Annotated in this window: 15 protein-coding genes; 2 read left to right on the top strand and 13 right to left on the bottom strand. The window is 60.1% G+C overall.

Annotation, left to right across the window (positions count from 1 at the left end):
• Nucleotides 1–31: 31 nt before the first annotated feature.
• From tsaD to QP970_RS05610, 9 genes are all read right to left on the bottom strand, one after another.
• Nucleotides 32–1,075, bottom strand: a complete 1,044-nt coding sequence (tsaD, locus tag QP970_RS05650; RefSeq protein ID WP_284869775.1) for a tRNA (adenosine(37)-N6)-threonylcarbamoyltransferase complex transferase subunit TsaD — start codon at nucleotides 1,073–1,075, stop codon at nucleotides 32–34.
• Complete coding sequence (gene rimI / locus QP970_RS05645; protein ID WP_284869774.1) at nucleotides 1,075–1,596, bottom strand: ribosomal protein S18-alanine N-acetyltransferase; 522 nt, start codon at nucleotides 1,594–1,596, stop codon at nucleotides 1,075–1,077. The genes tsaD and rimI overlap by 1 nt, the downstream gene beginning before the upstream one ends.
• Nucleotides 1,593–2,291, bottom strand: coding sequence for a tRNA (adenosine(37)-N6)-threonylcarbamoyltransferase complex dimerization subunit type 1 TsaB (gene tsaB, locus QP970_RS05640; protein WP_284869773.1), 699 nt, complete (start codon nucleotides 2,289–2,291; stop codon nucleotides 1,593–1,595). Before tsaB ends, rimI begins: the two co-directional genes overlap by 4 nt.
• Complete coding sequence (locus tag QP970_RS05635; RefSeq protein WP_023025258.1) at nucleotides 2,291–2,800, bottom strand: hypothetical protein; 510 nt, start codon at nucleotides 2,798–2,800, stop codon at nucleotides 2,291–2,293. Before QP970_RS05635 ends, tsaB begins: the two co-directional genes overlap by 1 nt.
• 174 nt (nucleotides 2,801–2,974) lie before the next feature.
• Complete coding sequence (locus tag QP970_RS05630) at nucleotides 2,975–4,564, bottom strand: aspartate:alanine exchanger family transporter (protein WP_284869772.1); 1,590 nt, start codon at nucleotides 4,562–4,564, stop codon at nucleotides 2,975–2,977.
• Between the two features lie 88 nt (nucleotides 4,565–4,652).
• The gene (tsaE, locus tag QP970_RS05625) at nucleotides 4,653–5,153 is read right to left on the bottom strand and encodes a tRNA (adenosine(37)-N6)-threonylcarbamoyltransferase complex ATPase subunit type 1 TsaE (RefSeq protein WP_284869771.1); all 501 of its coding nucleotides are present in this window, start codon (nucleotides 5,151–5,153) and stop codon (nucleotides 4,653–4,655) included.
• Nucleotides 5,143–6,240 (bottom strand): alanine racemase, encoded by a 1,098-nt coding sequence (gene alr, locus QP970_RS05620; protein WP_284869770.1) that lies wholly within the window; start codon nucleotides 6,238–6,240, stop codon nucleotides 5,143–5,145. Before alr ends, tsaE begins: the two co-directional genes overlap by 11 nt.
• A gap of 113 nt (nucleotides 6,241–6,353) precedes the next feature.
• Nucleotides 6,354–8,225, bottom strand: coding sequence for a glutamine--fructose-6-phosphate transaminase (isomerizing) (gene glmS / locus QP970_RS05615; RefSeq protein WP_023025254.1), 1,872 nt, complete (start codon nucleotides 8,223–8,225; stop codon nucleotides 6,354–6,356).
• Nucleotides 8,226–8,449: 224 nt separating this feature from the next.
• Nucleotides 8,450–11,254, bottom strand: a complete 2,805-nt coding sequence (locus QP970_RS05610) for an FAD-binding and (Fe-S)-binding domain-containing protein (protein ID WP_284869769.1) — start codon at nucleotides 11,252–11,254, stop codon at nucleotides 8,450–8,452.
• Nucleotides 11,255–11,456: 202 nt separating this feature from the next.
• On the opposite strand from QP970_RS05610, the gene QP970_RS05605 reads away from it, so the two are divergent.
• The gene (locus tag QP970_RS05605; protein WP_239269068.1) at nucleotides 11,457–12,290 is read left to right on the top strand and encodes a dienelactone hydrolase family protein; all 834 of its coding nucleotides are present in this window, start codon (nucleotides 11,457–11,459) and stop codon (nucleotides 12,288–12,290) included.
• Between the two features lie 22 nt (nucleotides 12,291–12,312).
• On the opposite strand, the gene QP970_RS05600 is transcribed toward QP970_RS05605, so the two are convergent.
• From QP970_RS05600 to glmM, 4 genes are all read right to left on the bottom strand, one after another.
• Nucleotides 12,313–12,591, bottom strand: coding sequence for a hypothetical protein (locus QP970_RS05600; protein ID WP_023016768.1), 279 nt, complete (start codon nucleotides 12,589–12,591; stop codon nucleotides 12,313–12,315).
• Nucleotides 12,591–14,291, bottom strand: coding sequence for a hypothetical protein (locus QP970_RS05595; protein ID WP_284869768.1), 1,701 nt, complete (start codon nucleotides 14,289–14,291; stop codon nucleotides 12,591–12,593). Before QP970_RS05595 ends, QP970_RS05600 begins: the two co-directional genes overlap by 1 nt.
• A complete protein-coding gene (locus tag QP970_RS05590) occupies nucleotides 14,291–14,605 on the bottom strand; it encodes a hypothetical protein (protein WP_023025249.1) in 315 nt (104 codons plus the stop codon). Before QP970_RS05590 ends, QP970_RS05595 begins: the two co-directional genes overlap by 1 nt.
• Nucleotides 14,606–14,706: 101 nt before the next feature.
• Nucleotides 14,707–16,050 carry a phosphoglucosamine mutase gene (gene glmM, locus QP970_RS05585; RefSeq protein ID WP_023025248.1) on the bottom strand — a complete coding sequence of 448 codons (1,344 nt, stop codon included), beginning with the start codon at nucleotides 16,048–16,050 and terminating at the stop codon, nucleotides 14,707–14,709.
• Between the two features lie 195 nt (nucleotides 16,051–16,245).
• On the opposite strand from glmM, the gene QP970_RS05580 reads away from it, so the two are divergent.
• A complete protein-coding gene (locus tag QP970_RS05580) occupies nucleotides 16,246–18,171 on the top strand; it encodes a BCCT family transporter (protein WP_284869767.1) in 1,926 nt (641 codons plus the stop codon).
• Nucleotides 18,172–18,372 lie beyond the last annotated feature (201 nt).

The raw sequence follows: 18,372 nt of genomic DNA, 5'->3' as shown, positions 1-18,372 counted from the left end.
CCCCCACCCTGCAGTGCGAGGAAGAAGAACTTTAGGTTAACTGTGGCTCTTCCACATCCAATTGCGTATCGGTACCGATACCCAGGTTCGACGGCGCAGCCCCCTCATGAATGAGCTGGGCGCCAAGTGCAGCAATCATCACGCCGTTATCGGTGCACAGGTTAAACCGCGGCACGCACAGCTCGACACCCGCGGCGTTGCAGCGCTCGGCGGCCAGCTCCCGCAGCCGGGAATTGGCCACGACGCCGCCACCGAGCAGGAGCACCTTCGCCCCGGTATCCTCGCAGGCGCGAATGGCCTTGGCGGTGAGCACATCAGCCACAGCTTCTTGGAACGAGGCGCATACATCCTCCACGGAGATGGTCTCGCCGGCCTTTTCGGCGCGCTCCACATAGCGCGCAACGGAGGTCTTTAGCCCCGAGAACGAGAAATCATGCCGGTGCTCGCCGCGCAGATCTTCGGCGCGCGACATGCCGCGCGGGAAATCAATGGTGGGTTTTCCGCGGCTAGCCAGCTTATCGATGACCGGTCCACCCGGGTACCCCAGCCCTAGGAGGCGGGAGACTTTGTCGTAGGCTTCACCGGCGGCATCGTCAAGCGTGGAGCCCAACTCGCGCATGGGCTTTCCCACGGCCTCGACCTCGAGCAACTGCGTGTGCCCGCCGGAGACCAACAGCGCGACCGAGTGCGGCAGGCTCTCGCCCTCGAGGTTGGCCACGGCTACGTGGCCGCCGAGGTGGTTGACGCCATAAAAAGGCACGCCCCACGCGGCGGCATAGGCCTTGGCAGCGGAAGCGCCCACCAGCAGGGCGCCGGCCAGACCCGGGCCCACGGTGGCGGCAATGGCATCGGGCTTATCGATGCCCGCCTCCTCCAACGCCGCCCGCATCACCTGCGGCATGGCCTCCAGATGCGCGCGGGAGGCGATTTCGGGCACGACGCCGCCAAAGCGCGCGTGCTGCTGCATCGACGAAGCAACGGCATTGGCGATGATCTCCATGTGGCCGTCCTGGTCCAGCTCGACGATGCCCACCCCGGTCTCATCGCAGGAGGACTCGATGCCCATGACCTTCATTACTGCTCCTTTGCTTCGCGCTGGCTTGGCTGTTGGGACTGGCTGGGGCGCACCATGACGTGCGCATCCGCGCCAGAAGGCTGATAATAATTGCGGCGAATCCCCTCGATGCTAAAGCCATAGCGTCGGTATAGCTCGATGGCGGGATCGTTTCCCACGCGCACCTCCAAGAAGATGGGCGCGCTCTTTAAGTCCGCGATATAGCAAATATTATCCATCATCATGCGCGCGATGCCGCGGCGCTGGGCCTTTGGATCGACGCCGATGGTGTGGATTTCAAACTCGGGGTCCGCGGCTGGTCCCATCATGCCGATGCCGGCATAGCCCAACAAGACCGGCTCCTCGCCGTCCTCCGGCGATGCGGGATCTAGGGCGCCTTCCACCCCGAGGTAGAAGTTGAACGGCTGGGCCATTTCTTGCTCAAATACCGCTTCTGTCCACGGGGTTTCACCAGGAAAAAGCACCTTTTCCAGCTCAGCGCAGCGCGGGGCATCGGCGGGGGTGAGCTCGCGCAGGTTCACAGGCGCACCTCTGGAATGGCCGCGGAAAGCTGCTGCTTTTTGGGCGGAACCGCATCGGGACGGCGCAGGTACAGCGGCACGAATGGCTCCGGCTCCGGATTCGCGTCGAGCCGCGCGACGGCCACCAGGCCCTCTGCGGTGAGTGCGGCTTCGCTACGTGGCAGCGCAGCAAGTTCCTCTGGCAACTGCTCAGCCAGCTTTTCCGGGATGACCACCTGCGCGACGTCTCGCACGTCAAGCTCCCCCGGCTTCGAAACGTCCGGGCCCGCGACGCGTTGTCCCGCGCGGTAGGTAGCCCAATAAATTTCCTTTCGGCGGGCATCGGTAGCAACCAGCGCTGCGTCCGCCGCGTCCCTTTCATCGGCTGCATCGGCCCCCGCTAGCGCGGCGTGCGCGATGGCATCGTGGGTGCAGACGCCGTGGAGGGGGATGGAGAGGGCATCGGCAAGCGCCTGCGCCGTAGCCATACCAACGCGCAAGCCGGTAAAGGGGCCAGGGCCCATGCCCGCAACGATGGCGTCGAGGGCGCCGAGCTCCACCCCGGCCTCACTCATCACCGCGAGGATGGTGGGCATGAGCCGTTCATTGTGCGCGCGCGTATCGGCCAGCACGCGCTGTGTTATCTGCCCAGACTCGGTGTCGACTACCCCGGTAACCAGGGCGGTCGTCGCCGTATCAATGGCCAGGACGCGCATTAGCCGACCAGCTTCCACACGCCGTCTTCACTCTGGAAGGCCAGCGGCTGGGAGCCCTGAACCAGTGGAACTCCGCCGTCGAGGCCGTGGCCCTGCTGCTCCATGGCCTTAACCTGGGTGTTGATCATCTCGCAGACCTCAACCTCGGAGGAATCCAATTCCTCTACATAGGGGTCAACGTTGTGGCCCAGCGCCATGACGTAGCTCTTGCCCTCAGGAACGACACCGTCCTCAAAAGTGATGTCATCGGGGTTGGGGGCTGCTTCCTTAACTTTATCTTCCGCCATGCCTGGGCAGATGAAGCCGATGGCGCTGTAGTCGGCGCCGTAGACATCAGACGGGATGAGCGACATTACCTCGAGGTTCCGCGGGGCATGCTGCAAGGTATTGGTGAGGTTGCCCTCCAGGGAATCCTCATCACGCAGGGTAGCCCCGGCAACGAGCACCATCATCACAATGATAAATAGCGCGATAATGGTCGTGGTCAGGTTGCGTGCAAATTTAGTCATGGGGTGAGTAACGCTCCTCGGGTCAAGGGGGTCCTATATGTACATATGGTGAAGTGATTGTCAGTTCTATTTCCGAGGCTACTCGGCGGCCAACAAGCACTCACCCACTGGGTAGTGCCTGCCAGTGTAGGCGGCTTACCCAGTGGGTGAATAATTAGCGCGGGACATATGGGGCTAAAGCAATAACAATAGCAGCACCTGAGCGGCGATAATCTTGCCAATGATGGTGGTTGGATACACCGTTGCCCAGCCGCGCCCGGCAAGCTCCGTGCCGGTTTGGCCCCGGATATAGGCAAATACTGCTGGGTTCGTGGTCATGCCGGCTGCACAACCCATGGCCTCGTCCCACTTCAAGCACAGCACCAGCATGCCGATGACGCCGATGAGGATGGCCGATACCAAGGTAATGATAAAGCCAACGCCGATGATGGTCAGCGAGGACGGATCCGTCAGGGCATCGCGGAACGATGCGCCTGCCGATGTCCCCACGCCCGCCAGGAAGAGCGTCAGTCCCAGGTTCGAGAGGGTTTCCCTGGTATGGAAGGGCATCTGCCAATTGATGGGGCCGGTGCGGTTCAGGTAACCGAGGATGAGGCCGACCACGACGGGACCGCCACCAAAGCCCAGCTGCAAGGTCGATCCGCCCGGCATGGGGATGGGAATAAGGCCCAACAGCATGCCCAAGGTCAAACCGATGGACATGGACAATAGGTCAGCGTTGCCGAGCGCCGATTCAGAATCGCCCAAGTACTTGCGCACCTCGCGCACGTGGTGCGAGCTACACACCACGCGCACGCGGTCGGAGTAGTTCAGCACCATATCTGGGTGCGGGACCGCATCGCTATCGCCCTTGCGCACGCGCGCGATGATGAAGCCATGCTCGAGCGCATCGATATCGCGGATGCGCTTGCCCGCGACCTTCGGGTTCGACACGGTCACGCGCTTATACTGCAAGCCCGCCTCTGGGGTGAGCTCGACTGGGTATTCCTCACCGAGCACCTCGATGGCACCGGCGACATCCTTTTCGGAGCCATTAATAAGGAATGCCTCGCCCTTGCGCAGGGGCATATCCGGGTGCGCAAGCCGGTGGTGTTCCATATCGGAGATCTCGCGGGTAGCCACCACGGTATGCCCGGTGACGCGGTACAGGTGCCCGGCTGTATCCGGGAAGTCTTTGGTCAGCCGTACGCCTTTGGCTACCAGCGGAGCGGGAATCATCCCCTCTTTCTTGGCATCTTCCTCGTGGTCCACCTTGAGGATTTTCGCGCCGATGGCGGCGACTAGGATCGCGCCGATAACCGCACCCGGGTAAGCCAGCGAATAGCCGACGACCGGGGTGGAATCGCCCAGCATATCCACCACTGCCGCCATACCTGGTGTGGACGACAGCGAACCGGCAAACATGCCGGCCGCCACATCGGTTTCGAGGCCGAAGACGCGGATGAGCCCGAAACCCACGCCGACCAACAGGATCAACATGCCGATCATAAAGACGGTCAGCTTCCAGCCACGGGTAGCAAATTCGCGAACGAACGACGGCCCGAAATTAAGGCCAATGGCATAAACAAAAATGGCCAAGCCGAATTGATAGACCAGCGGTGGAATCTGGATATCCGGATTGGCGGTAGAAAGCCCGAGCGCCACGAACATCGCTGCCGCGGCGCCAAGAGAGATGCCAAAGAATTTGATTTTGCCGATGGCCAAACCAATGGCCATGATGGCAAAAAGGGCGAGCAGAGGACTAGAGGCTAGGAGATCTAACACCCTTCAAGGATCCCGCACCTTAAATACCTAAAGCAACTTGACGCCCTAAGATATCCATCACTTATACCTTAAAATTAATGAGATCTACCTAATCATTGTGGCGCCATGACCAGCTAATACGGCGCACGTCCTCATCGGCGCCGGAAAACTCCGCCGGTTCGCGGTCGATGCTGACAAAGAGGTACTTATCTGCGATCTGCTCGATTAGGCCGCCGCCCCATTCGGCGACGACGACGGCATCGGCAAGCTCGGTATCCAGATCCAAGGCATCCAGCTCCCCTAGGGGATCGCCGGAATTGGCCCCGCCTTCATCCAAGAGGCGGTACGCGTCCACGTGCACCAGGTCCGGCCCCCCAACCCGTGAGCGATGCACGCGGGCGATGACGAACGTGGGCGAGGTAATCCGCCCCTTGACCTGCATGCCCTGCGCAATTCCCTGAGTAAAGGTGGTTTTTCCCGCGCCCAATGGGCCATCCAGGATAACGACATCGCCGGCTTCGAGCGCGGCGCCCAATTCCTTGCCGCAGGCGTGGGTCTGCTCCACCGTTGCCAGATCGCGGGTTCCAGACTCCGGAAAATTACTGCGCATCGGCCCCTCCTATATATTCGCGTTCAGTGCGGCCGGTGGGCCGGCACACCACTTCATAGTTTATGGTGCCCACGGCATCAGCAAGCTCGGTGGCAGACATGCCGCCCTGGCCAAAGATGGTGGCCTCATCACCGGGGGCAATGCCGTGTGGATTTTCTCCTAGATCCACCACAATTTGGTCCATGCACACCCGGCCCACCTGGGGATAGAGTCGCCCGCCGATGCCCACCTGAAGGTGTCCCTGGTACGCCCGTGGCAGGCCATCGGCATAGCCACAATCCACCGTGGCCAGGAAACCTGGCTTATCCGCGCTCCACGTGCGCCCGTAACTGGTGGCCTCATTCTTATCGATCGGCTTGAGCCCAAAGACATTTCCGGACCAGGTCATCGCCGGGCGCAGGCCATGCTCTCTCCCCGCGATGGGCTCGAGCCCATAGCACGCGAGGCCGACGCGCACCTGGTCAAAGTGCGCCGATGGGCGCGAGAGCGTGGCTGGTGAGTTGGCTAAATGATTGACCGGGCACTTCAAACCGGCCGCGCGCGCCGCATCCAGGGCGCGCCGAAACTCTTCTTCCTGGGCGTCATTATGCTCATTATCCGGATCGTCCGCGCAGGCAAAGTGGGACATGAGGCCCAGGACGGTGATATGCGGGGCGTCCCGCAGCAGCGCAAAAACCTCATCCCAGTCCGCCTTATCCACCCCGGAGCGGTGCATTCCGGTTTCGACCTTGATATAGACCTCGGCGGGAATTTCCGCTTCCACCAGCTTCCGCGCCTGCGCCGGGGAATTGACCGCAATCTGGATGCCAGAGGCTAGGGCCTCTTCTAGTACCTGATCCGACTGCCAGATCCACGCCGCAATGGGTGAATCCACACCCATGCGGCGCAGCTGCACGGCTTCTGTCAGCGTGGCGACGCCAATGGAATCCGCCCCCGCTTCCAGCATCACGGGCACGACCCTTTCTACCCCGTGCCCGTAAGCATCCGCCTTCACCACGCACATCAGCTTGACGTCTGGGCCGATCTTCTCCTTAATCAGCCGCACATTATGCGCGATGGCAGCAAGGTCAATTGTGGTTTTCAGCATGCCACTATTGTGCCACTTTCCACCCGCGCGCTGAATTTACTGCAGATATGCGCAAGACCCCTCCCCCGCCCAGTGCAAGCAAGGGCGAGAAAGGGGCCAGAATCGCCGGAAGGTTATTCCACGGTCACGGACTTAGCCAGGTTGCGCGGCTGGTCAACGTCGTAGCCCTTGGACTTTGCCACGTGTGCGGCAAAGATCTGCAGGGGCACCGTAGCAAGGAGCGGCTGCATCAATGTCGGCGCCTTTGGCACGCGGATGACGTGGTTAGCGTAATCCTCTACCGCGGTATCGCCTTCTTCTGCGATCACGATGGTAATGGCACCGCGGGCGCGGATTTCCTGGATATTGGACACCACCTTGGAGTGCAGCGAATCGCGCCCGCGCGGGGAGGGCACGATGACGAAGACCGGCTGGCCCTCCTCAATCAGCGCGATCGGGCCGTGCTTGAGCTCGCCGGCGGCAAAGCCTTCGGCGTGCAGGTATGCGATCTCTTTGAGCTTCAGCGCGCCTTCAAGGGCAACCGGGAAGCCCACGTGGCGGCCCAGGAAGAGCACGGATTCCGCATCCTTCATGGAGTTAGCCAGGCCAGCTACCTGCTGTTCTTCATCGATGACGCTTTGTACCTTGTCCGGCATATTGCGAAGCTCAGCAAGTACTCCCTGAATTTCATCCGAGAACATATTGCCGCGCAGCTGTGCCAAGTACAGGCCCAGCAAGTAGGTCGCGGTAATCTGCGCCAAGAAAGCCTTGGTGGAGGCCACAGCGATTTCGGGACCAGCGTGGGTGTACAGCGCCGCATCGGATTCGCGCGGAATGGACGAGCCCTGCGTATTGCAGATAGCGATGACCTTCGCACCCTGCTGGCGTGCGTGACGCACGGCCATCAAGGTGTCCATGGTCTCGCCGGACTGGGACAATGCCACGACCAAGGTCTTCTCATTGACGATCGGATCGCGGTAGCGGAACTCGTGGGCGAGCTCAACCTCGGTGGGGATGCGGCACCAGTGCTCGATGGCGTACCGCGCCACATGGCCGGCATAGGCCGCCGTGCCGCAGGCGATCACGATGATCTTATCGATGGACTTCAAGACCGACTCATCGATGCGCAAGTCATCTAGGGTCAGCTGGCCCTGCTCATCAAAGCGGCCGAGCAAGGTATCGCGCACGGCGGCAGGCTGGTCATGGATTTCCTTTTCCATGAAGGAATCAAAGCCACCCTTTTCAGCGGCGGCCGCATCCCACTTGATCTCAAAGGCCTTGCCTTCAGTGGGGTTGCCGTCGTAGTCAGTAATGACGACATCGTCAGCAGTGATGGTGACTACCTGGTCATTGTCCATTTCCACTGCGGACTTGGTGTAATCAATAAAGCCCGATACGTCAGAGCCCAAGAAGTTCTCGCCCTCGCCCAAACCAATGACTAGGGGCGAATCGCGGCGGGCGGCAACGATGCGATCCGGCTGGTCAGCGTGAATGGCCAACAGGGTAAACGCGCCGTCGAGGCGCTTAGCGGTCAGCTGCATTGCCTTGGTGAGGTCACCTGCGGCGTCATTGTGGAAAACATCGCCAAGCAACGCAGCGGCAACTTCAGTATCGGTTTCAGAAACGAAGTTGTAGCCCTTATTCAAGAGCTCGGTCCGCAGCTCCGCGAAGTTTTCGATGATGCCGTTGTGCACCACGGCCAGCTTGCCGCCGTCAACGACGTGCGGGTGCGCATTGAGATCGGTCGGACCACCGTGCGTGGCCCACCGGGTGTGCCCGATTCCCAAAACGGAATCCTGCAGCGGACGCGCTGCAATCTCATCATCCAAGGCAGCAACCTTGCCCGCCTTCTTCCGCCAGCTAATCTCCCCATCGGCGTACATCGCCACACCAGCGGAGTCATAGCCGCGGTATTCCAGTCTGTGCAGACCTTCCACGACTACATCCAGAGCGAAGTATTCGCGGTCACCGCTAGCGTGACCAACATATCCAACAATTCCACACATAAAAAGGAATCCTACCTCATTGGTCAACACGAACCGGGGGTTGGACTAGGGCCTGTTATTTATGGCCGCACACTTATTCGGGCCTTTTATAGTTACTGGAAACTGGCCTGCCCACCGCTAGTTTTCGCACCCTCGGTGAGCAGCCCTCCCGCCCTGCGGCTGACTGGGGCGCGGAAGAAGACGGGGGCATCGGCAAGCAGCCGCGCCCCTTCCCCACCGGGCTGCTAGCGCGTGGCGCGCTCCAGCATCTCAAGGACGTGGTGGTAATCCTCGCCGGTGGCGCGGGTCATGCCCAGCTCACACGTGCGGTTGGTAGAGGCGTGATACTGCGCGCCCAGCTCCGTGACCTGGGCGGCCTCGGCGCGGGTGGCGGACTCCGTGAGCTCTGGGTGGAGCATGCCGCGGTCGCCGGCATAACCGCAGCAATTCCAGGCGGTGGGGATGTGTACCTCCGTGGCTGCGGCTCGGGCGACCTTTTCTACATCTCCCATCATGCCAAGCTGGAACGCCGAACAGGTCGGGTGAATCGTCATGGAATCGACCGGCTGGGTGGTCTCGAGGCGCGGCAGCAGCGTATCGGCGGTGAAGCTCAGCGCATCGATGACGGTGATGCCGATGGATTCCAGCATCTCCTGAAAACCCGCGGTACAGCTGGACGCGTCCACGATCACGGGCAGGCAGGCGTTATCCGTGGCATCCATGACGGTCTCGCGCACGCGCTGCTCCATGATGTCGTGACCCTTGCGCATGCCCTTTGAGGACCATGGCGTTCCGCAGCAGAGCTTTTCTATGCCCTTAGGCACCTCCAGCGCGATCCCCGCCCTCTCCAAGACGGTAATGAAGGCCTCCGTGGCACCCATGCCCTCACCTTGCGGGGCGAACATGGAGTTTACGCAGGCTGGAAGATAGATTCCCGCGGTCTCTGCATAGCGATCTCCCACGCGCCCGGCCAAACGCTCGCGGGACTTGCCACCCTTGCCTAGCTCCGGCTGGTATCCGGGCACGGTATCGGGGCCGACGAGCGAGCGGGCCACATCGGTGACCTTCGTGACCAACTGCGCCGGCAACATGTGCGCGCCGGTGAGCGCCGTTGCGGCACCGCGGCTGGTGAACTGCCAATTCTTGGCGGCAGTAAACCAGACCTTTTCTTCGGCGGCCCCGGCATTCTCGTGGCGCAGCTTCTTGATGAATTTACCGGTATCAATGCCCACTGGGCAGGCGGTTAAACACATAGAATCCACGGCGCACGTATCGATGCCCATGTACTCATAAGCCTCATCGAGTTCTGCAACCAAGTGCGTATCGCCGCTTTCTTGCGCCCGCTGGCGGGCACGGCGCACCACGATGCGCTGGCGCGGGGTCAAGGTGAGGTCCCTCGACGGGCAGACCGGCTCGCAATAGCCGCACTCAACGCACGGGTCGATTTCCTCTTCCACCGTGGGGTTGAGCTTGATATTCGTAATGTGCGCATCGGGGTCATCGTCCAGAATCACACCCGGGTTCATCGTGCCAGCGGGATCGCAGGCGCGCTTGAGCAGCTGCATGACCTCGTAGAGCTCATCGCCGTACTGGCGGCGCACATACGGGGCCATGGCGCGGCCGGTGCCGTGTTCGGCCTTGAGGTTTCCCTCTGCCGAAAGCACCAAGTCCACCATTTCCTCATTGAAGTTGTTATAGCGACCAATGGCGCTATCGCCTTCGAAGCGGTCCGTTAGAAGGAAGTGGATATTGCCGTCTTTCGCGTGGCCGAAAATGACCGCATCGTCGTAAGAATAGCGGGTAAAAAGCTCCTGCAAGGAGGAACAAGTATCGGCCAAATCGCCCACCGGCACCACAACGTCTTCCAATAGCGCCGTGGTTCCGGAGGGCCTCGCTTCTGCCACCTGGGCATACAGGCCCTTGCGGAAGTTCCACGCGGCGGTGCGGGTGGGAATATCGGCAGAAAATTCCGCCGGTGATTGCAGGTCCAATTCGCGCAATAGGGACGAGCCCTTGTGTTCTTTTTCCCGCAGCTCTTCTTTGTCATCGGATTGGTACTCGATGAGCAGCGCGGCCTGCGAATCCACATCGAAGCCGGTAATGGCCTGCGGGACCTTATCGAATCCTTGGCCCACGCGAATGGAGGCAGAATCCATCAGCTCCAGGGTGGCGGCACCGGTATCCACCAGGGAAGGTAACGCCTTCGTAGCGGCGGAGAGATCGTTAAAGACCGCCACAGTGGTCGTCGTGAGGGCTGAGATGTGCACGGTGCGAAAGACCGCTTCCGCGATAAACGCCAAGGTTCCTTCGGAGCCAACCAAGAGGTGTTCAAAGAGCTTGACGGGGCTATCAAAATCCAGGAAGGAATTAAGCCCGTAGCCCATCGTATTTTTCAGCTTGAAGTGGCGGCGGATGATATCTACTGATTCCTGGTTATCGCGCACGCGGCGCTGCAGGCGGGTCAGCGTATCCACCAGCTCGGGTTCTTGTGCTTGGAATTGCCGGTCCGCATCCGCGTCCGCGGTATTGATCACCGTGCCGGAAGGCAAGACAAAGGTCAGCGATTCCAAGGTGTTATAGGTATTGAACTCGGTGCCGCAGGCCATGCCGGAGGAATTATTCGCCACCACGCCGCCGATGGTGCAGGCCGCCTCGCTCGCCGGGTCCGGGCCGAGCTTGCGGTTGCGCAGCCCCAAAAGCGCATTGACTTGGCGCACGGTCGCCCCTGGCTGCACGCGTACCCGCTTGCCGTCATCGAGGACTTCTATGCCCCGGAAATGCTTGCGCACATCCACTAAGTAACCCTCGCCGGAGGCCTGACCTGCCAGGGAGGTACCGCCCGAGCGCAAGGTCACCGGAATACCTTGCTGCCGCCCCGCCTTGAAAATGGCGGCCACGTGTTCTGCCGAACGCGCTTCAATAACGGCCTTCGGGGTGTAGAGGTAGTGCGAGGCATCGGAGGCATAGGCCACTCGGTCGATGATGCCGGTCTTTACCTCCGGTCCATCCTGCGGAAACAATTGGTCGATCGTGAGGGTGCCGGTAGTCATATGCGGCGACCTGCCTTCCCAGAGAAGCATAGAAAATGTTACCTAGTGCACATTTTCGCCTGGTTTCTCGACAGTGCGCAAGTAAGGCAACCCATAGAACTTCGGTGCCGCGCACCCCTTTTGGCCTCCCCGAATCCCCCGCATGTGCCACTCGCCACCCCTTGCCACCAGCACGGGGTGATCTTCATCTATCCTAGAATGCGTGTCTGCGAATTTGAAGAAACACTTAGGAACGTTATCGAAGCGTGGCCGCAACCGCGTGCTGGTTGGCGACCTCGATTATGCGGGTATTACCGGCAAAGTTTATACCCCTGCGGAAGGCCAAGGCCTGCCCGCCGTCGCCTTTGGCCACGATTGGATGCACAAAATCAAGGATTACCACGCCACGCTGCGCCACCTCGCCAGCTGGGGCATCGTCGTGGTCGCCCCCAATTCTGAGACCGGCATGTTCCCCGATCACCGCAACCTGTCTGCAGACATGGAATCTGCGTTGCAGATCGCCGCTGGGGTGAAGCTGGGCACCGGCAATATCACCGTATCGCCGGGCAAGCTCGGCATGGTAGGCCACGGCATGGGCGGCGGCACCGCGGTACTGGGCGCGGTCGATAACCCGAAGGTCAAGGCCGTCGCCGCGATTTATCCCGCCGTGACCGCCCCGTCCGCCGTCGAGGCCGCCCGCAGCCTCGATACGCCGGGCCTAGTCATTGGCTCTGGGCGTGATGACATTTTCAATGCCGGAAACCCCGCCAAGCTGGCCTATAACTGGCGCGGCCAGGTGGCCTATCGGGCCATCGATAAGGGCACGCAGGCCGGTTTTAGCGAAGATCGCTTCCGCAAATTGGCTATCGGTTCCGGCGCCTTCCAATCCGGCCCCACCGAAATCGCCCGCGGCCTCGTCACCGGTTTCTTGCTCTCCACCCTCGCCGGCGAGTCCGCCTATGACGGCTTTGCGGATCCTGAGGCGAGCGCGAAGAAGGTAGAAAGCTTTATCGGCGATGACCTAGCCGAGCGCGCCGGCGTTGCCCTCGATGACTAAAAGCTAATCCGCTGAACTAGGCCTATCCACGTCGCAGCACAGATTTCACCTGCCCCGATGCGTTATTGACACGCGTTGGGGCAGCACTATTTCGGCGCCACGTTCCAGCAGCTGCTTGCCGATGCCCCACCGCATCACCGTCTCTTCCCCCACGCTGCTCATTTTTGGCCTGCTGTACGGCCTTGGCCGTGGACTTTTCTAGCTCGTCTTGGGCCTTCGCCAGGCTTTTTTCAAATTCCAACATGCGTCGCGCGGTGCGCTCGCGAAACCCCTGCGCGAATTCTGCAAAATCGTTATTCATTACCACTGCCCTGCCTTTCGTGCAGTCACGGATGGTTCATCTGAGCTTGGCTCTGGTGCAGGCTCGGGGGCCGGAGCAGGTGCCGGTGGCTGTTCAGGTTCCGGTGCTGGTGCGGGCTCAGGTTGAAGCTGCGGCTCTGGCGCAGGTGCACCAGCTCCAGCGGCTTCTGCTGCCTGCAGGTGCTGTACCTTTTCTGGAGGCGGGGCCGGTTCTTCCACCTGGGAAAGCTCCGGAGGTGGCTCAATCGTTCCGTCTTCCGGGCACGGTTCAGGCTCGGGTTCGGGTTGAGGCTCAGGTTCTGGGCACGGTTCGGGTTCCGGTGCTGGTTCCGGTTCAGGGCAAGGTTCCGGCTCGGGTTCTGGCTCAGGCGCAGGCTCGGGCGCAGGTTCCGGACAATCGGCATCCGCGATGTTTTCCAGGCACTCCGCAGCGCCCTCAATGATGAGGCCTACACCCACCAACGCAATTCCTGCGCCGACGATTCCCAAGCTGCCGCTGCAGGAGGACTCGATGTCACAAGCCGCATCTTCTTCTACGCCAGCCGGTGTTGTTGGTTCCTCCTCGCACTCAGAATCCTCCGGCACAGGCTCAGGGACTGGGTCGGGCTCCGGCTGAGGTGCGGGTTGTTCCTGTTGTTCCGGTGGGCAATCTTGTGGTTTCGGTTCTGGTTCGGGTTCCGGATCTGGGTCCGCATGCGCCGGCGTGGTCGTGGATTCGGTCGGTCGAGGATTATTGTTCACCGAACCGCGGCACTGCTGGCACTGGCACCCGGAAGGATGCTGCTCAGGTGTGGGGTCAGGTGCTGGCTGTGGGGCCGATGCCGGCTTTGGATCTAGTTGTGGTGCCGGTTTCGGATCTGGCTTTGGCTCTGGGGTTGGTTCCGGCATCGGCTCCGGCTGGGGCGGGCACTCAGCGGTGGATGCGGGCTGCGTCGGTTGCGCTGGCTGTGGCGGGTTGGAGGCGGTGTCGCCCCCACCATCGGGCATCGGACGAGTAGGAGCTGGCGTGTCTGGGCACTTTTCCACCGGTGGTGGGCAGGAATCTTCCTCGGCTTCTGCCGGCTCGGGGCATTCCTCAGGTAGAGGGCGCTCGCAGACGCATTCGCAGCGGGACTCAAACTCGTCGTAACAGGATTCAATGGCATCATCGCGATCCCGGCACGTGCTGGCGATTGAATCATTGGTGTCATCGATGATTTTCGCACCAATGGTGGAAACGATGGGAATAATGAACTTGGCCAGCGGATGCCTAGTTGCCACCATGGACAAGATATTAAGCAGCGGGATGACCGCAGAAATCAGCTCTGTCAGTGCGGTATCGGAGGTATCGACGACATCGGAAATAGCGCTCGAGCATTGCTTGGCGGAGTCAGTAAGCTGCTTGCCTTCATCGCGGTGGATATCAAAATCCTTTTGAATGCCGGTCAGGTGCTCGCGCAAGGTGCCATGGGCAACATCGGAATCATCCGTGCGCAGGAAATCCGCAAGGCCTTTCCCGCCGCCGTGCGGCAGATTTCCTCCCACCGCGGAGATGGTATGGCGCAGTATGTTTTGCGGGGCGATTCCATCTACCGCGCTGATGAGCTCACCCAGAAGCCCCAATGGCATGCTGGGACCAGAGTAATGTCCCAGGCAGGCCAATTGGAACTGCGAAATGGCGGCGGAATAATCCCCTAAAAGCGATTTAGTCAGCGTACTCACTAGTCCACGGCCTTTCCGCTCTCTCCTGCAAAGGAGCGGCTAAAGCCGACATCGTACGTGGCGAATGCGCGCATCTGGTCGTGCGCTGCCTGACCTGTGGCAGAGATATTGTCTAAGCGCCACGTTCCATTGTCATGAATGCGCGCGAGGATGCTGCGGATGCGTTCCCCGTGCCCGGAGAAATTTCGCCCAGCCGCCGCAATAGGAAAGTCTGGAACGTCGGCGCGGTGAGCTTGGCGCTGTTCATCATTGGCGCTTATAGCTTGTTGTAGTGCTGTCATCGCCTCTGCAGGGCGAAGGAAAACCTCAGACATCGGTATAAATCCCCAAATCCATATGCGGTAAGTGTGCTCACCTTCATTGGACTGGGGTTTATACCAAATGGTTCCCCAATACTTCTTATTTTCTTAACTGCCTACACCGAGGCGACGACGGCAGAAAGCCTACCTGCCACCTTGCGGGCGTGCTCCTCTTCGGCTGCTTCCACCATGACGCGGAACAGTTCTTCGGTGCCGGAGGGGCGCAGCAGCACGCGGCCGGTCTCCCCGAGCTCCTCTTCTGCCTCCACAATGGCCTGCTTAACCTCGGCAGAATCCATGATCGCGGCCTTATTGGATACCGGAACGTTGATGAGCACCTGCGGCAATACGGTCATGACGGAGGCCAGTTCCTTCAAGCTCTTTCCAGACTTGGCCATGCGCGCCATGATGGAAAGGCCGGTGAGGGTGCCATCGCCGGTAGTGGAGTCATCGGGAAGCACGACGTGCCCAGACTGCTCGCCGCCCAGGGAGAAATCGCCGCGGTGGAGCTCTTCAAGCACATAGCGATCGCCCACTGCCGCGTGGCGGACCTCAATGCCTTGCTTTTCCATGGCGAGGGTCAGGCCGAGGTTGGACATAACCGTGGCGACGAGCGTATTAAAGCGCAGGTCATTGTCTTCCTTCATCCCTACCGCGAGCAACGCCATGATCTGATCGCCATCGACCACGTTGCCTTCGGCATCGACGGCGAGGCAGCGGTCCGCATCGCCATCGTGGGCAAGGCCCAAATCGGCACCGTGCTCGAGCACCGCTGCCTGGGCTTTTTCAATATGGGTAGAACCACAGTTCTCGTTGATATTAAAGGCATTGGGCCGGTGGTAAATCGGGATAACCTCAGCGCCTGCTGCTTCATAGGCGCTGGGAGCGACTTTCGACGCCGCGCCGTTGGCCGTATCCACAACCACCTTGATGCCGCTTAAGTCAGTGGATACAACATCCTTGAGGTGCTCTAAATAGCGCTCGCGCCCATCAGGGGCCTCCGAGATAATGCGACCCAACTTGGTGCCCGTTGGGCCTTCCTCAACGAGATTATCCATCGCGTCTTGAATCTCATCTTCCACGCTATCCGGTAATTTCTTACCGCCAGCGGAAAAGAACTTAATGCCATTATCTGGCATCGGATTATGGGAGGCAGAGATCATCACGCCGAGATCCGCACCATAATCATCCGTCAAAAAGGCGATGGCTGGGGTGGGAAGCACCCCCACGCGCACAACGTCCACGCCGCGGGACGCCAAGCCGGAAGCGATTGCGGCATCAAGCATTTCGCCCGATACGCGGGGGTCACGGCCGATGATTGCCAAGGGGCGGCGCTCATAAGATTCGCGCTGCGCAGTAAAGACCTCTGCAGCCGCTTGTCCCAGCGTCAAGGCCAAAATGGGAGTCAGCTTTTTATTCGCGAGGCCGCGAACTCCATCGGTTCCAAATAGTCGAGTCATGAAAACAATTATGCCTTGTTAGTCCCGCGGGTCGCATGTTTGGAGCATCGGCAAGCAGGCCAGTTGGGTAACCAACATCACGAAAAATGTCCTTGTGATGAAAAGCAAAATTTGCTTAAAGTCGTACTTTTTGGCATTTATATGAAATTATTAGCTAGGTTATACTTCACTCTTTTGCCCTAGAGAGGATCAACGATGAACGAACCTAGATCTTCAGGTGACAAGTCACCTGAAACTACCTCGCAGAAGGCTCGCTCAGCCATTGCTAAAGCCGCTTCTGGGGAACGCGCTATTCATCCAGCCCTCATTCCCGGAGTAAGTGTCGAAAACACCCGCGCAGATTTCAAGACCAATAAAACCGTCTTTGCGGTGGCCTTGGCATCAACAGTTGGCATTATCCTGTGGGCCATCATCGCCCCAGATAACCTGGCCAACACAGGAAGCACCATGCGGGCATGGGTCGTCCAAAACTTTGGATGGCTATTTACGATCATCATGATTGCCACCACGGCATTCCTGCTGACGATCGCCATCGCCCCAACCGGCAAAATTAAGCTCGGCGCCGATGATTCCAAGCCTGATTTCTCCCGGAACGCCTGGATCGCCATGCTCTTTGCCGCCGGTATGGGAATCGGCTTGGTCTTCTACGGCCCGATGGAGCCGCTTGCCCTATTCTTGACTCCCCCGCCGTATCTCTCCGGCGTCGAATCCGGCAGCCAAGAAGCCATCCTTCCTGCCTTTGCCCAGGCGGTTCTGCACCACGCGACGTTGCCATGGATGATCTTTGCGCTGGTGGGCGGCGCGCTTGCCTATGCCGCTTATCGACGCGGCCGCATCCCGCTCATTTCCTCGCTATTTGAACCCCTCATTACGGATTCGAATAACCGGGTATTTGGAAAGATCGTCGATATCTTCGCAGTGTTGGTCACCCTCTTCGGCACGGCTACCTCCCTGGGTATCGGCGCGCTGCAGATCCGTACGGGTACCTCTATCCTTACCGGCAAGCCCCTCGAAGGCAACGGAATCATGGTGGTGATCATTACGATCCTCACCATCCTTTTCATTCTTTCCGCAATGTCCGGCATCAAGCGCGGCATCCGCATCCTGTCCAATATCAACATGGGCCTGGTCATCGGACTCGCGGTCTTCGTGCTCATCACTGGGCCGACGCTCTATATTCTGGACCTGCTTCCCGCCTCCCTGCTGCAGTTCTTCAAGCACTTCGAAGACATGATGTCCCTCTCCGCCTCCCAGGGTGAACCGGAAAAGGAATTCGTCACCGCATGGACCATGCTGTACTGGGCGTGGTGGATTTCTTGGTCGCCCTTCGTCGGCATGTTCATCGCGAAGATTTCCCGCGGGCGCACCATTCGCGAATTCGTCTTCGTCATCATGCTCGTGCCTACCACCCTGTCGCTTTTCTGGTACGTCATCTTTGGTGCCACGGCTATCAAGACCCACCTGGACGGGGATGGAATCGAGATCGAAGGTTCCGGCGAGAATGTGATGTTCGATCTCATGAGATCGCTACCGCTCTCTAGCATCACCACGGTCATCGTTCTCCTTGCTGTGGTCGTCTTCTTCAACACGGCCGCTGACTCCGCTACCAACGTCATGGGCTCCATGTCCCAATCAGGTCGACCAATCCCCTCGACATCGATTTCCGTTATTTGGGGCGTTGCCCTGGGTGGCATTTCCTTGTCCCTGCTGCTCATTGCCGGCAAGAATGCGCTAAGCGGCCTGCAATCCATCATGGTCTCCAGCTCGCTGCCGTTTACCTTCATCCTCATCGGCATCATGGTGGCGTGGGGCAAGGACCTAGCACGCGACCCTGCAATACTGCGCAGGAAATATGCCCATGCCGCCATTGAGCGAGGCACACACTTGGGCCTCCAAGAGCACAATGGCGACTTCGTATTCAGCTCTTCTGCCGTTCCTGAAAACCACGGTGCCGGGGCAGAAATTGAAAACGATGACCCGTATCTCCACGAGTGGTACACCATCAACGCATCGGATGAATACCTCGCAGAGCAGGCGGCCCTCCGCGAAGAGCGCCGCGCCGAGCTCAAGGACTTTGCACAGAAGAAGACCAAGGACAAGGCCGCAGATGACGATGAGTAATCTCTCTGCCTAACCGGACCTCTCCCCTAGGCCCCTAGCCCGCCTCCCAATGCACTCTTCCGCGATGGGAGGCGGGCATTTCTCTACTCCACAGTCCGTGGTGCACTGCGGCGTGCGGGCTTCATCGTGGCCCCGACTGAGCGTTTATGCCTCGCGCAAGGCTCAGCCTCAAGAGGCCGGCCAGGCGAGGTTTGGCCGGCC

The sequence above is a fragment of the Corynebacterium sp. MSK073 genome, from assembly GCF_030232085.1.
Classification (GTDB): domain Bacteria; phylum Actinomycetota; class Actinomycetes; order Mycobacteriales; family Mycobacteriaceae; genus Corynebacterium.
Note: the sequence above shows the minus strand (reverse complement) of the source record. Positions and strands in the feature narration are given on the sequence as shown.

Coding starts and splice junctions, on each gene's coding strand:
- tsaD (WP_284869775.1), bottom strand. CDS start 1,075: ATGAAGGTCATGGGCATCGAGTCCTCCTGCGATGAGACCGGGGTGGGC.
- tsaB (WP_284869773.1), bottom strand. CDS start 2,291: ATGCGCGTCCTGGCCATTGATACGGCGACGACCGCCCTGGTTACCGGG.
- QP970_RS05635 (WP_023025258.1), bottom strand. CDS start 2,800: ATGACTAAATTTGCACGCAACCTGACCACGACCATTATCGCGCTATTT.
- tsaE (WP_284869771.1), bottom strand. CDS start 5,153: ATGCGCAGTAATTTTCCGGAGTCTGGAACCCGCGATCTGGCAACGGTG.
- alr (WP_284869770.1), bottom strand. CDS start 6,240: ATGCTGAAAACCACAATTGACCTTGCTGCCATCGCGCATAATGTGCGG.
- glmS (WP_023025254.1), bottom strand. CDS start 8,225: ATGTGTGGAATTGTTGGATATGTTGGTCACGCTAGCGGTGACCGCGAA.
- QP970_RS05610 (WP_284869769.1), bottom strand. CDS start 11,254: ATGACTACCGGCACCCTCACGATCGACCAATTGTTTCCGCAGGATGGA.
- QP970_RS05600 (WP_023016768.1), bottom strand. CDS start 12,591: ATGAATAACGATTTTGCAGAATTCGCGCAGGGGTTTCGCGAGCGCACC.
- QP970_RS05590 (WP_023025249.1), bottom strand. CDS start 14,605: ATGTCTGAGGTTTTCCTTCGCCCTGCAGAGGCGATGACAGCACTACAA.
- glmM (WP_023025248.1), bottom strand. CDS start 16,050: ATGACTCGACTATTTGGAACCGATGGAGTTCGCGGCCTCGCGAATAAA.
- QP970_RS05580 (WP_284869767.1), top strand. CDS start 16,246: ATGAACGAACCTAGATCTTCAGGTGACAAGTCACCTGAAACTACCTCG.